The sequence below is a fragment of the Afipia sp. GW821-FHT14H12 genome, from assembly GCF_058803465.1.
Window position 1 is genome coordinate 1,337,501 of sequence record NZ_JBXAOZ010000001.1, and the last position, 12,754, is coordinate 1,350,254.

At 61.2% G+C, this 12,754-nt stretch carries 14 protein-coding genes (1 of these 14 only partly in view); 11 read left to right on the forward strand and 3 right to left on the reverse strand.

The features are described from left to right. Window positions 1-77: the 5' portion of an HdeD family acid-resistance protein gene (locus AC1RNA_RS06625; RefSeq protein WP_492950547.1), read on the reverse strand. The gene continues 487 nt to the left of window position 1, outside the view; only the first 77 of its 564 coding nucleotides appear in the window; it begins with the start codon at window positions 75-77; the stop codon falls past the left edge of the window. 485 nt (window positions 78-562) lie between these two features. Here AC1RNA_RS06625 and AC1RNA_RS06630 point away from each other — a divergent pair, with 485 nt between their 5' ends. The 4 genes from AC1RNA_RS06630 to AC1RNA_RS06645 all read left to right on the forward strand — a co-directional run bounded on the left by AC1RNA_RS06630 (window position 563) and on the right by AC1RNA_RS06645 (window position 5,524). After that, window positions 563-1,915 carry a substrate-binding protein gene (locus tag AC1RNA_RS06630; RefSeq protein ID WP_009337476.1) on the forward strand — a complete coding sequence of 451 codons (1,353 nt, stop codon included), beginning with the start codon at window positions 563-565 and terminating at the stop codon, window positions 1,913-1,915. Window positions 1,916-2,071: 156 nt separating this feature from the next. Then, entirely contained in the window at window positions 2,072-2,947 is an 876-nt protein-coding gene (locus AC1RNA_RS06635; protein ID WP_009337474.1) for a branched-chain amino acid ABC transporter permease, read from the forward strand. A 13-nt stretch (window positions 2,948-2,960) separates the two neighbouring features. Beyond that, window positions 2,961-4,829, forward strand: a complete 1,869-nt coding sequence (locus AC1RNA_RS06640) for a branched-chain amino acid ABC transporter ATP-binding protein/permease (protein ID WP_009337471.1) — start codon at window positions 2,961-2,963, stop codon at window positions 4,827-4,829. After that, window positions 4,826-5,524, forward strand: a complete 699-nt coding sequence (locus AC1RNA_RS06645; protein ID WP_492950548.1) for an ABC transporter ATP-binding protein — start codon at window positions 4,826-4,828, stop codon at window positions 5,522-5,524. Before AC1RNA_RS06640 ends, AC1RNA_RS06645 begins: the two co-directional genes overlap by 4 nt. A gap of 74 nt (window positions 5,525-5,598) precedes the next feature. Here AC1RNA_RS06645 and AC1RNA_RS06650 read toward each other — a convergent pair whose 3' ends face one another. Both AC1RNA_RS06650 and AC1RNA_RS06655 read right to left on the reverse strand, forming a co-directional pair. After that, window positions 5,599-6,024: an HIT domain-containing protein gene (locus AC1RNA_RS06650; protein ID WP_040297979.1), complete on the reverse strand. Its 426-nt coding sequence runs from the start codon at window positions 6,022-6,024 to the stop codon at window positions 5,599-5,601. Between the two features lie 31 nt (window positions 6,025-6,055). Then, window positions 6,056-6,736, reverse strand: a complete 681-nt coding sequence (locus tag AC1RNA_RS06655; RefSeq protein ID WP_009337464.1) for a substrate-binding domain-containing protein — start codon at window positions 6,734-6,736, stop codon at window positions 6,056-6,058. Window positions 6,737-7,015: 279 nt separating this feature from the next. On the opposite strand from AC1RNA_RS06655, the gene AC1RNA_RS06660 reads away from it, so the two are divergent. From AC1RNA_RS06660 to AC1RNA_RS06690, 7 genes are all read left to right on the forward strand, one after another. Then, window positions 7,016-7,615 carry a superoxide dismutase gene (locus AC1RNA_RS06660; protein WP_009337462.1) on the forward strand — a complete coding sequence of 200 codons (600 nt, stop codon included), beginning with the start codon at window positions 7,016-7,018 and terminating at the stop codon, window positions 7,613-7,615. A 121-nt stretch (window positions 7,616-7,736) separates the two neighbouring features. Beyond that, a complete protein-coding gene (gene crcB / locus AC1RNA_RS06665) occupies window positions 7,737-8,111 on the forward strand; it encodes a fluoride efflux transporter CrcB (protein ID WP_492950549.1) in 375 nt (124 codons plus the stop codon). A gap of 363 nt (window positions 8,112-8,474) precedes the next feature. Continuing rightward, on the forward strand, window positions 8,475-9,233 hold the full coding sequence (locus AC1RNA_RS06670) for a metal ABC transporter ATP-binding protein (RefSeq protein WP_492950550.1): 759 nt from the start codon (window positions 8,475-8,477) through the stop codon (window positions 9,231-9,233). After that, window positions 9,230-10,096, forward strand: a complete 867-nt coding sequence (locus AC1RNA_RS06675) for a metal ABC transporter permease (RefSeq protein ID WP_492951186.1) — start codon at window positions 9,230-9,232, stop codon at window positions 10,094-10,096. Before AC1RNA_RS06670 ends, AC1RNA_RS06675 begins: the two co-directional genes overlap by 4 nt. 124 nt (window positions 10,097-10,220) lie before the next feature. Further along, window positions 10,221-11,318, forward strand: coding sequence for a CobW family GTP-binding protein (locus AC1RNA_RS06680; protein ID WP_492950551.1), 1,098 nt, complete (start codon window positions 10,221-10,223; stop codon window positions 11,316-11,318). 10 nt (window positions 11,319-11,328) lie between these two features. Then, window positions 11,329-12,351 (forward strand): WD40 repeat domain-containing protein, encoded by a 1,023-nt coding sequence (locus AC1RNA_RS06685; RefSeq protein ID WP_492950552.1) that lies wholly within the window; start codon window positions 11,329-11,331, stop codon window positions 12,349-12,351. A 75-nt stretch (window positions 12,352-12,426) separates the two neighbouring features. Continuing rightward, window positions 12,427-12,753 carry a hypothetical protein gene (locus AC1RNA_RS06690; protein WP_009337448.1) on the forward strand — a complete coding sequence of 109 codons (327 nt, stop codon included), beginning with the start codon at window positions 12,427-12,429 and terminating at the stop codon, window positions 12,751-12,753. Window position 12,754 lies beyond the last annotated feature (1 nt).

Consider the following 12,754-nt stretch of genomic DNA (forward strand, 5'->3'; position numbering starts at 1 on the left):
AGAACCCATCCCCACTTTGCGCGAAGGGAATGCAGAGCGCTGCCAAGACTGTGATGTGATCCGTCTGAAATGCTCATGGTCTGTCTCCCAGGTGAGAGACGCCATGTTACCGCTTGCCTGGGGCGGAACAATATCGGACTCGCTTTCGCGGGACGCACGTTGGTGAGGCATCGGCCGCGAAAATTGCCGCTTCGATCGGGAAGATAATCGCCTTGTCAGGAAGAGAATAATCTTCTGAACGGTCGCAACACGACTAAAAACAGGGGGGAATGCGGCACCGGAGCGCATCATCCTTACGGATAAGCATGAGGTGCGCGGTTTGCATTCAAGTTACAGAAAAATTCTCTGAAGTTGGCTTTTTATGCTGCTTTCTCGAAGTGCATGCAGATACGCGCATATCCTTAACGGCGCCCGGCACAGGACCGTTCGACCAAAGTGACATTGACAGAATTGGGATGAAAGGAATTCAAAGGAACCGGCATAAATATAAACGAGAGCTGCGGAATTTCATCTGCTTTCGCCAGCTCATCATAAGCCGCAACAATGTTTTGGGAGGTTACTGATGACGAAGATCAATGAAATTCTCTATTCTGGGTTGTCGCGCCGTGCATTGTTGCAGGGCAGTGCGGGTCTGATCGGCGGCGCTGCGCTGTCCGGCGGATTGTCGATGCCAGCCTTCGCAGCAGATCATCCGGCGATCGGCACCTATCCGGCAGGTTCGTCCGGCAGCACCATCACCTTCGGCGCCGCAGTGCCGCGCACCGGCACCTACGCCGTGCAGGGCGAAGACGAACTCAAGGGTTGGGAGCTCGCGGTCGAGCACATCAACCAGGGTCACGACCTCGTCAAGAAAATCTCGCCGAAGACCAGCAAGGGCATTCTCGGCAAGGAAGTGAAGCTCGTCGTGGCCGACAGCGGCGCCAAGCCGAACATCGCGGTGCAGGCGGAGCAGCGCTTCATCACCGAGAACAAGGTTGTGCTGATGACCGGCTCGACCTCGTCGGCGGTGGCGGTTGCGCTGAACAAGCTCGCCCAGCGCGAAAAGGTGATGTACCTCGCCGGCATTTCGGGCTCCAACGACACCACCGGCAAGGACTGCGTCCGCTACGGCTTCCGCCAGAACTTCTTCGGCCAGACCGCCGCTGCGGCGATCGGTCCTCAGCTCGTGAAGGTGTTCGGCAAGAACAAGAAGGCGGCGTACATGACGCCGGACTACACCTACGGCCACACCGTCACCAAGTCGATGCAGGACTACCTCGCAACGGCCGGCTGGACCACCGTGACCAACCAGGTTTCGCCGCTCGGCGCGCCTGACTACTCGTCCTACCTGCTGAACGTCGCCAACTCCGGCGCTGACGTGCTGATCAACGTCAACTGGGGCCACGACGCGGTTCTCTCCACCCAGCAGGCCAAGCAGTTCGGCATCTTCGACAAGATGAAGCTCGCCGTGCCGTACCAGATTCCGTTCCTCGCTCCTGAAGTCGGCGGCAATCTGCTCGCCGGCGTCTATGCGGCGACCGACTACTGGTGGACGATCGAAGACAAGTATCCGCTTGCCAAAATGTTCAACGAAGCCTTCAGCAAGAAGTATGGCTACCAGCCCGAGTGGGGCGCGGAAAATGCCTACATCAGCTTCGTTCATTGGGCTCGCATGGCCGAAGAAGCCAAGAGCTTCTATCCGCCGGACATCATCAAGACCTACGAGAAGGAAGAGAAGATTCCTTCGCTCGTGGGTGAGGTCTACTACCGCAAGGAAGACCACCAGTGCATTCGTCCGGTCATCATCGTGCGCGGCAAGAAGTCCGCGGACATGAAGAACAAGGAAGACTACTGGGATGTTGTCGAAATCGTCCCCGGTGAAGGGCTGATGCAGAAGCCGGACGCGTTCGGCTGCAACCTCGGCGATTACACCTGATCGCGTAAGTCTCGTTGAACGCCGGCACCTGATGCGACGTCGTGTCAGGTGCCGGCTTTAACGGTCTCGGTTCATAACTCAACAGGCGCTGATGCCGGGTCGCAGGACGAAAGCTCAGCGGTTGAAAAAAAGAAATTTTTCGCGGGCTGGAAACAAGTGATCAATTGGGCAAATTTCGTTTCACAGCTGTTCAACGGGCTCGTGCTCGGTGCGCTGCTGGCGCTGATCTCATCGGGTCTGACGATCATCTATGGTACCCTCGGCGTTCTGAACCTCGCGCATGGTGCGATGTTTATGCTGGGCGGCTATGCCGGATACGTGGCCTTCACCTATACGGGCTCCTTCATCATCGCGGTTCTGGCTGGTTCGCTGTTCGTCATGCTCGCCGGCGTGGTGATGGAAAGAGTCATCATCCGGTATTTTTACGGGCGTCCCGACGAGGATCAGTTGCTGGTGACGTTCGGTATCGGCATCTGCATCGTTGAAATCGTGCGCTTCTTCTTCGGCAGCCTGTCGCTGACGGTGCCTGCGCCGAAGATTTTCAGCGGCATCACCTCGCTCGGCTTCATGTACTATCCGACCTATCGTCTTGCCCTCGTGGGCATCGTGACGGTCGCGCTTCTTGCTCTGTATCTCGTGCTGTACCGCACGCGCCTCGGCATGATCGTCCGCGCCGGCATCGAAGACTCGATGATGGTGTCCACACTCGGCATCAACGTCTTTCGCGTTTTCATGATCGTGTTCGGTATCGGCGCGATGGCAGCCGGTTTCGCGGGCATCGTCAACGCTCCCGTGGTGTCGCTGACCCCCGACATGGGCGAAGCGATCCTGGTGCAGACCTTCGTCGTCATCGTGATCGGTGGTGTCGGCTCGTTCCCGGGCGCCATTCTCGGCGGCCTGATCGCAGGCGAGATCATCAGCATCACTTCAATGATCAATCCAGGCTACGCCTACGTCATGCTGTTCGCGGCAATGACGCTCGTGCTGGTGCTACGCCCGCACGGGCTGTTTGGCTCGCAAAGCCGGGCATAGGAACGGTTTATTCATGATCAAGCAACGCCCCTTTCTGATCGAGACGCTGACGGCCATCGGCCTGATCATCGCTCCCTTCATTCTGCCGCACCTCGGATTCGCGCCGAACACCGTCAACCGCATTCTGGTGTGGGGCCTGTTCGGAATCGGCTTCGATATCCTGTTCGGATTCACCGGCCTCCTCTCGTTCGGTCAGTCGGCGCTTTACGGCACCGGCGGCTTCGTCGCGGCCTATCTTCTGACCATCGCCGGCTTCCCCCATGTGATAACGGCTTTGTTCATCGGCATGGTTGCCGCCGCCGCGGTTGGCTACCTTGTCGGCCTCGTCGCGCTGCGCAGCACCGGCATCTATTTCGCCATGATCACGGTGGCGATCGCGGAAGTGTTCTTCTTCGTCGAGTTCAATCCGCTGTCGGACTGGACCGGCGGCGAGAACGGCTTGCCGGGCGTGCCGAGCCCCAGCCTCGATCTCGGCTTCATCCATATGCATTTCACGACCGGCTGGTCGCTGTATGGCTTCCTGGCGTTCTGGTTCTTCATCGGCATCGTGCTGGGCCTGCGGATCGTGCGTTCGCCAGTTGGCGCGGTGCTGCGGGCGATCCGCGACAATCCGCTGCGCGCGGCTGCGGTCGGTCACAATGTTCACGGCTACAAGCTCACGGCCTTCGTAGTCGCGGCGGCCTATGCCGGCTTCGCGGGCGGTCTGCTTGGCGTCATGCAGGCATTCATGCCGCCGGATGCCTTCATGTTCGACACGTCGGCGCAACTCGTGATGATGACCGCGATCGGCGGCACCGGCACGCTGTTCGGCCCGCTGCTCGGCGCGACGGTGTGGCTGTTCCTGCAGGACTTCCTGCAGGCGGCGCTCGGTCTTGGTGCGGCATGGAAGCTGGTGCTGGGCGTCATCTTCGTGTTGCTGGTCTGTTTCCTCCGCCGCGGCCTCATCGGCGGCATCTATGATCTCTACAATCTGATCTTCGCGCGCCGTTCTGCGTCGGAGCCGAAAGAGGATGCGCCTGTTCCCGGTATGACGGCCGAACAGGAGCAGGAGATCGCGGAGGCCGAAATCGCGCGTGAGCCGGTTGCGCCGCCGATGCCACCGCGCGATCGCGCCCTTGATGGCTATCAGGGGCCGATCCTGCAGGCGACGGGCCTCACCAAGCGCTATGGCGGTCTGGTTGCCAACAGTGACATCAACTTTACGGTGAACCACGGCGAGTTGCGCGGCATCATCGGCCCCAACGGCGCCGGCAAGTCGACTTTCTTCAAGATGCTGACCTGCGAAGTGACGCCGACCTCCGGCAGCATCGTGTTCGAAGGTCACGACATCACCGGCAAGACCGTGACCGACGTCTGCCAGCTTGGCCTGACCAAGAGCTATCAGGTCAACCAGTTGTTCACGCGCCTTACCGTTCGCGAGAATCTGATCATCGCCGTGCTGGGCGATCTGCGCGGCAAGTTCCGTCTGGATCTTTTCAAACGGATCAGCAGTGTGAAGGGATTGGATGAGCAGGTGGATCACGTGATGGCCATGGTGAACCTCACCGACCGCGCGGATGTGCCGGTGTCGGAACTTGCCTATGGTGAAAAGCGGCGCCTTGAGATCGGCCTCGCGCTGGCCAATTCGCCGAGCCTGCTGCTGCTCGACGAGCCGCTCGCAGGCATGAGCCCGCGCGAGCGCGTGGAGACGGTCAAGCTTCTGAAGTCGATCGCCAAGGGCCGAACCATGATCGTGATCGATCACGATATGGATGCCTTGTTCGAGCTGGCTCAGAAGGTCACGGTTTTGCAGGAGGGTCGTGTGCTGGTTGAAGGCACGCCGGACGAGATCAAGAACAATCCGAAAGTTCAAGAAGCCTATCTCGGGGGAGTTCTCGAATGAGCCTGCTCGAGGTCAAAGGTCTGAATTCGTTTTACGGCGACTCGCACATCCTGTTTGACGTGTCGCTGAATGTGAACCGCAACGAGGTCGTGGCGCTGCTCGGCCGCAATGGCGCGGGCAAGAGCACGACGCTGAAAAGCCTGATGGGCGTGGTGACGCCGCGCTCGGGCAATATCATGTTCAACGGCCATGATGTGGCCGGCAAGAAGAGCCACGTCATCGCCCAGGCCGGCATGCAGCTGGTGCACGAGGATCGCCGCATTTTCGGCAGCCTCAATGTCGAGGAAAACATCATCCTCGCGGGCATCACCGCGCCGAAGCGCTGGCCGCTCGATCGCATCTACGAGATGTTCCCGCGACTCAAGGAACGGCGCGGCAACCGCGGCACCGATCTGTCGGGCGGCGAGCAGCAGATGCTGGCGATCGCGCGTGCGCTGGTGCGTGACCCGGAGATCATCCTGCTCGACGAGCCGTTCGAAGGCCTCGCGCCGGTGATCGTGCGCGATCTTGTCAACGCCTGCCGCGATCTTGCGGCCGCGGGGCAGACCATCGTGTTGGTGGAGCAGAACCTCGCCGCGACGCTGGCGCTCGCGCAGCGCGTCTACATCATCAACAACGGCCACATCGTCCACGAGGGGCCGGCGCTGGAGATCAAGAAACAGCCGGAAGTGCTGCAGCGCTATCTCGGCGTGTAAGCCGGAATTCTCGAACATAAAAAGCGGGACGGCTTGGCCATCCCGCTTTTTTGTTTGTCCGCCTTAAGGGGCGCTTATGCTTTCAGCGCCGCGATCAGCTTTGCCGCGTGGTCTTCCAGCACCTTTGGGTCTTCCTTGCGGGTTTGCGGCGGCAGCAGCGCAACCCCTTCCTTCACCGGCATGATGTGCATGTGCAGGTGGAATACGACCTGACCGCTCGCGGGCTCGCTGAATTGCTGGATGATGATGCCGTCGGCGGCAAACGCCTTCATCGCGGCGCGCGCGATGGTGCGGGTGGTGCGGGCGACCTCCATGAAATCCTCCTCGCGGATGTCCAGGAGGTTGCGCGCACCCGCGCGCGGGATCACGAGCGTGTGGCCCGGAGAGCGCGGCATGATGTCGAGGAAAGCGAACGTGCGATCGTTCTCGTACACTTTCAGGCAGGGCAGTTCGCCGCGCAGGATTTTCGCGAAGATGTTTTGATCGTCGTAAGTTGCCATCTGGATATCCCCCGGATTGACCATTGAAAGGTTAGTGCGGAATTTCGAATCCCTCATGCCGCCAGACGGCGCGGTTCTCGGGAGCTGCGAGAAAGCGGATCAATTCCCGCGCCGGTCCAGGAGCCTTGCTCGTGGCTGCCACCGCGCCGCCGTAAACCAGAGTGAGTTGCAGCGGCTCGGGCAGGGGACCGAGCGAAGTCACACCGTCGACATGGACGACTTCGCTCGCCGGATAGATTCCGATGGCGACGCGGCCGTCGGCCACCATGCTGACGCCGCCTTCCAGCGCTGGGCGATAGGTCACCTTGCGCTCGACGATGTCGGAGATCCCGAGCTCGGAGACCATGCTGGCCATGTGCGCGCCGCTCGGGGTCGAAGCCGGCGTCGAATAGACGACCGAGGGGGCGTCCACCAGGGCGCGGCGAAAGGCATCGACGCTTGAGATGTTCGGGCGAGGCGCGCCGTTTTTGACGATTGCGACAAGTTTGAGAATTCCGTACGCGGCACGATCCTCTGGTCGGATTTTGTGCATCGTCGCGAGATTGTCGAGAGCCGAGGTCGGCATCAGCAGAACGTCGGCACTTTCCCCGGCCAGAATTTTTTGCCGCAATGCGGAAATCAGGACATGCTGTGTGATCACGCGATGGCCGGTCGCTTTTTCAAACTGCGGGATGAGCGTGATCAGCACGTCCTTCGGAGCGCCTCCGCTCATGAGGAGGATGTCCGTGGCATTTGCAGCCAGCGGAAACTGGGAAATACAAACGGCGAGTGCAACCAAGACACGTTTCATGAGCGTTTCGTCGTCCCCAGGGGCCCGTCAGCACGGCGAAAAGAAGCTGTCGAAACAAGGCTATCGCATGATTTGCGCGCGGCGTCATGCCCCGTGGGCGGAGCATCCCCGCGCCCGAAGGTTCTATGTTCCGGAGAGGAAACCTTCTATAGTCCGCGCCGTTAAGTTTCGTACTCTCTCTCACGATCGTGGATGTATCCTATGACCTTTACCCTTCCGGACCTGCCGTATGCTCATGACGCGCTCCAGCCTTACATGTCCAAGGAGACGCTCGAGTATCACCACGACAAGCATCATCAGGCCTACGTCACCAACGGCAACAACCTGCTCAAGGGCACCGAATTCGAGGGCAAGTCGCTCGAAGAGATCGTCAAGGGTTCGTTCGGCAAGAACGCTGGCTTGTTCAACAATGCCGCGCAGCATTACAACCACACCCTTTTCTGGAAAATGATGAAGCCCAAGGGTGGCGGCACCAAGCTGCCGGGCAAGCTCGCCAAGAAGATCGACGAGGATCTCGGCGGCTTCGAGAAGTTCAAGGCCGATTTCGCAGCCGCCGGCGCGGGCCAGTTCGGCTCCGGCTGGGCCTGGCTCTCGGTGAAGAATGGCAAGCTCGAAGTCACCAAGACGCCGAACGGCGAAAACCCGCTGGTTCATGGCGGAAGCCCGATCCTCGGCGTCGACGTATGGGAGCACTCCTACTACATCGACTATCGCAACCGCCGTCCCGATTACCTCAAGGCGTTCATCGAGAACCTTGTGAACTGGGAATACGTGGAAGAGTTGCTCTCGAAGGCCTCGTGAAGGTTGCGGGAAACCTCAAATTCAATAAGCAAGGGGCGGCCATGTGCCGCCCCTTCATTTTGTGCGGCTGTGGTCCTGCCCGAGGCCGGAGGCAGCCGGTTGAGACGGATATGAGGCTCGGATGAACTACCTGCTGGTTTTCATTGGCGGCGGGCTCGGTGCGTCGCTGCGCCACGCTGTCAATCAGCTCTGCGCCCGGCTGTTCGGCACGGGCTTTCCCTTTGGCACCTTCGTCATCAACGTCACAGGCTCGCTGGTGATGGGGTTGATCGCGGGCTACCTCGCCTTCAAGGGGCAGGCGGCGCAGCCCTGGCGGCTGTTCGTGATGGTCGGCATCCTCGGCGGCTACACCACGTTTTCATCGTTCTCGCTCGATGCGGTGACGCTGTACGAGCGCGGTGCCGGGCTGGCGGCCTTGTCCTATGTCGTGGGATCGGTCCTGCTGGGCCTCGCGGGCCTCGTGGCGGGACTTGCTCTCGTGCGTCATTTCTCTTGACGTGGGGCCGGGGCCGGGCGGCGGCCCTTGCTATTCGAAAATATGTTATAATATAACGTTTTAACTGGCCAGCGGTGCTGCCGGATATGAGGCAATTTCCATGGCCCAAGGCTCAGTTGAAGGTTCAGTTCAAGGCTCCATTCATGGTCCGGCCCACGGCCAAACGTGTGGCCATGACCATGCCGGAACGCCCCTGAGAGCGCCCCAGGCGGCCGCAGGGCATCACCATGCGCCCTCCAGGCCCCATCCGACGCAGGCCGTGCCGTGGTCGCTCCTGCGCATGGGGCTGGCTGCCCGGCTGGGCGGGTCGCTCCTGCTGGTGGCGGTGCTCTGGATCTTCGTTATTGTCGCCGTGAGGCCTCTGTGACCGCCCGGATCACCTTTCGCGACCTGACGCTTGGCTACGAGCGCCACCCTGCCGTCCACCATCTCAATGGTACGGTCGAGGAGGGCGCGTTGCTGGCGGTGGTGGGCCCGAATGGTGCGGGCAAATCGACGCTGTTTCGCGGCATCGCCGGCCTTCTCAAGCCGTTGTCCGGCGGCATCGATCTTGGCGGGCTCGATCCGCGCCACATCGCCTATTTGCCGCAGAGCGCCGACATCGACCGGGATTTTCCGATTTCGGTGTTTGATTTCGTCGGCCTGGGATTATGGCGGCGCAAGGGTGCTTTCGGCGGCTTCAAGGAAGCCGACCGGAAGTCCATCGAGGCGGCGATCACGACCGTCGGCCTGAGCGGATTCGAACGCCGGCCTATCGGTACGCTGTCGGGTGGACAGATGCAGCGGATGTTGTTCGCGCGTGTCATTCTGCAAAATGCACAGCTGATTTTGCTCGACGAGCCGTTCAACGCCATCGACCCCGGAACAGCCGCCGATCTCATGATGCTGGTGCGGGAATGGCACAGCGAGCGGCGCACCGTGCTGGCGGCGCTGCACGACTTTGCCGAGGTGCGGGCGAATTTTCCCGAAACGCTGCTGCTGGCGCGCACGCCGGTGGCGTGGGGTGCCACGCATGACGTGCTGACGGCCGAACACCTCTCGCGCGCGCGGCAGATGTGCGAGGCATTCGACGACGCGGCTGCGCCCTGCGCGGACCCGCACACATCGCAGGCCGCCTGCTGATGCTCGATATTTTCGCGGCACCTTTCACCGATGAAACCATGCGCCGCGCGCTGGTCGCGATCGTCGTGCTGTCGTTCGGCAGCGCCCCGATCGGCGTGTTTCTGATGTTGCGGCGGATGAGCCTGATGGGCGATGCGATGTCGCACGCCATCCTGCCGGGCGTGGCGGTCGCGTTCCTGCTGTCGGGGATGAATCGGATCATGATGACGATCGGCGGGTTGATCGCCGGTCTGGTCGTTGCCGTGCTTTCGGGGTTGATGACACGCGTGACGGAGATGAAGGAGGATGCCTCGCTGGCGGTGTTCTATCTCGTCGCGCTCGCGCTCGGCGTCATCCTCGTCGCATCGCACGGATCGAGCCATGAACTCATCGAGATCCTGTTCGGCGATGTCCAGACAATCGACGCAGGCGCGCTCTATCTCATCGCGTTCAACACCACGCTGACGCTGTGCGCCCTCGCCGTGATCTACCGGCCGCTCGTCATGGAATGCGTCGATCCGCTGTTCATCCGCGTTGCCGGACGCGCTGGCGCGCTGGCTCACCTCGTTTTCATGGCTTTTGTCGTGGTGAATCTCGTCAGTGCCTATAACGCGCTCGGCACCTTGCTGGCGGTCGGCATGATGATCCTTCCGGCGGGAATCGCGAAGTTCTGGTCGCGCGACATTTCACGCATCATCCTCGTGGCCATCACCAGCGCCATTGTCTCCGGTTATCTCGGACTTGTGCTGGCGGCGGCTGCCGATGCGCCCGCGGGGCCATCCGTCGTGCTGGCCGCTGGTGCGATCTACTTCCTCTCGATGATTATCGGGCCTGCAGGCGGGCTTGTGCGCCGGTTCGCTCCGGGGCGGCATCTGGAGGCCTGAATCGCCCCGAAATCAGCCCAATAACCACTTACATTGTGGGCCCTCGGCACAATATAAAGGCTCTCATCGACGCGCTGGAAGGCCCGGAAATACCGGCTTCAGGCGCATGTCCCCCGGAGTTTCCATGTCTGACGCTGCTTCCAAAATCCCCGTCACCGTCCTCACCGGCTATCTCGGCGCAGGCAAGACCACGCTGCTCAACCGCATCCTGTCGGAGAACCACGGCCAGAAATATGCCGTGATCGTCAACGAATTCGGCGAGATCGGCATCGACAACGATCTCATCGTCGGCGCCGACGAAGAAGTGTTCGAGATGAACAATGGCTGCGTCTGCTGCACGGTGCGCGGCGATCTCGTTCGCATCATTGATGGGCTGATGAAACGCAAGGGCAAGTTCGACGCCATCATTCTCGAGACGACGGGCCTCGCCGATCCGGCACCTGTGGCGCAGACGTTCTTCGTCGACGAAGAAGTGAGCCAGAAGACCGCGCTCGACGCAGTGGTGACGGTGGCGGATGCCAAGTGGCTCAGTGAGCGGCTGAAGGATGCCCCGGAAGCCAAGAACCAGATCGCCTTCGCCGACGTCATCGTGCTCAATAAGACCGATCTGGTGAACAAGGATGAACTCGCCGAGGTCGAGGGTCGCATCCGCGCGATCAATCCGTACGCCACGCTGCATAAGACCCAGCGTTGCGCGGTGAAGCTGACGGACGTGCTCGGGCGCGGCGCGTTCGATCTCGACCGTATTCTGGAGCTGGAGCCCGCCTTCCTCGAGGAAGACGAGCATGACCATCACCATCATCACGACCATGAGCATGGGCCGGATTGCGGTTGCGGCGAACATGGCCACGATCATGACCATCACGGCCATCATCACCATGACCACGGCCACCATCATGGCCATGGCATGAAGCACTATCACGACGAGGACATGCAGTCTTTGTCGCTGCGCTCCGACAAGCCGCTCGATCCGATGAAGTTCATGCCGTGGTTGCAGGAGCTTGTCGCCAATGACGGCGCGAAGATTTTGCGGTCCAAGGGCATCCTGGCGTTCGCGGGCGATGATGACCGCTACGTGTTCCAGGGCGTGCACATGATGCTCGAAGGCGATCACCAGCGGAAATGGAAGCCGGACGAGAAGCGCGAAAGCCGTGTGGTTTTCATCGGCCGCGAATTGCCCGAGGAGCGGATCCGCGAAGGCTTCGCCAAGACGATCGCGTGACGACGGTTGCATGATGTCGAGTTTTGAGTCTTTCGAACCTTCCGACGCCGCAGTCGCTTCTGTCACCAAGAGCGTTCTCAAGATCGAGCTGCAAGCGCCCGCCACTGCCGTGCATTTTCTTGGCGACGTGGCGGCGTTCGTGAATGGCGAGGAGACCGTGGTTCTCGCTGATAACGAGGGCGAATCCACGCAACTGGGCGTCCATGGCGGCGGTATTCTGTGCGCGACGTCTGACGGCAAGCGCCTCATCACCGGCGGTGACGACGGCAAGGTCGTGTCGGTTGATGCCAAGGGCAAGATCGAAACGCTTGCGGCGGATGCCCGCCATCGCTGGATCGATAGCGTGGCGGTCCATGCGGACGGTACGGTTGCGTGGTCGGCGGGCAAGACTGCATTCGTCAAAACTAAAGATGCGGAAAAGTCTTTTGACGCGCCATCGACCGTCGGCGGCCTTGCGTTTGCGCCGAAAGGCTTGCGTCTGGCGATCGCCCATTACAACGGCGTGACGCTGTGGTTTCCGAACATGGCGGCAACCCCGGAAGTGCTGGAATGGAAGGGCTCGCATCTCGGCGTCATGTTCAGCGCGGATAACCGCTTTCTCGTCACCGCGATGCATGAGCCCGCGTTGCACGGCTGGCGGCTCGCCGATGCCAAGCACATGCGCATGACTGGCTATCCGGGCCGCGTGCGGTCGATGTCGTGGAGTGTAGGCGGAAAACTCCTCGCAACTTCGGGCGCGGACACCGTGATCCTGTGGCCGTTCGGCAGCAAGGATGGGCCGATGGGCAAGGAGCCGGCAATGCTGGCGCCATTGCAGGCGAAGGTCACGGCGGTGGCCTGCCATCCAAAGCACGATATTCTCGCGGCCGGCTACAGCGACGGCACCATTCTGATGGTGCGCATTCAGGACGGCGCGGAGATTCTGGTTCGCCGCAACGGCGGCGAGCCGGTGTCGGCGCTCGCATGGAATGCCAAAGGCTCGCTGCTCGCCTTCGCGACGGAAGACGGCGACGCCGGACTCCTGCCGCTCTAACCCTGTTTACGGTTCCCGCATGGAGGAACCTTAGCTGCGATGTAACCGTTGTCCTTCGCGTGAAAGGAAGCGGTCATGGATTCGCAGCAGAAAAATCCGTTCAGGCTCGACCTTGTGCTTGCCGCTGTCATGGTGGCGATGGGGCTGACGGTGGTTGGGTTGTCATGGTCGCAATTGTCCGGACGCAAAGAGATTGCGCAGGCGACGGCGCCAAATTCCGAAACCCCACAGGTGCCCGCGGGCAAGTCCGATGGACCTGCGGAATCGAAGCCCGGAGGCGCGCGGCCCACGACTCCGCCGCCTGAGCCCGCGCGTCCTGACGCGGATGCGCAGAAACGAGGCGCAACGCCGGCGCTTCCTCCCGCGCCCGCCGAGAAGATGGGCGAGCCGGTGAAGAAATAGC

Excerpts from the sequence above, each read along its gene's own strand:
- AC1RNA_RS06630 (WP_009337476.1), top strand. The coding sequence starts at position 563 with ATGACGAAGATCAATGAAATTCTCTATTCTGGGTTGTCGCGCCGTGCA.
- AC1RNA_RS06640 (WP_009337471.1), top strand. The coding sequence starts at position 2,961 with ATGATCAAGCAACGCCCCTTTCTGATCGAGACGCTGACGGCCATCGGC.
- AC1RNA_RS06645 (WP_492950548.1), top strand. The coding sequence starts at position 4,826 with ATGAGCCTGCTCGAGGTCAAAGGTCTGAATTCGTTTTACGGCGACTCG.
- AC1RNA_RS06650 (WP_040297979.1), bottom strand. The coding sequence starts at position 6,024 with ATGGCAACTTACGACGATCAAAACATCTTCGCGAAAATCCTGCGCGGC.
- AC1RNA_RS06655 (WP_009337464.1), bottom strand. The coding sequence starts at position 6,736 with ATGAGCGGAGGCGCTCCGAAGGACGTGCTGATCACGCTCATCCCGCAG.
- AC1RNA_RS06660 (WP_009337462.1), top strand. The coding sequence starts at position 7,016 with ATGACCTTTACCCTTCCGGACCTGCCGTATGCTCATGACGCGCTCCAG.
- crcB (WP_492950549.1), top strand. The coding sequence starts at position 7,737 with ATGAACTACCTGCTGGTTTTCATTGGCGGCGGGCTCGGTGCGTCGCTG.
- AC1RNA_RS06680 (WP_492950551.1), top strand. The coding sequence starts at position 10,221 with ATGTCTGACGCTGCTTCCAAAATCCCCGTCACCGTCCTCACCGGCTAT.
- AC1RNA_RS06685 (WP_492950552.1), top strand. The coding sequence starts at position 11,329 with ATGATGTCGAGTTTTGAGTCTTTCGAACCTTCCGACGCCGCAGTCGCT.
- AC1RNA_RS06690 (WP_009337448.1), top strand. The coding sequence starts at position 12,427 with ATGGATTCGCAGCAGAAAAATCCGTTCAGGCTCGACCTTGTGCTTGCC.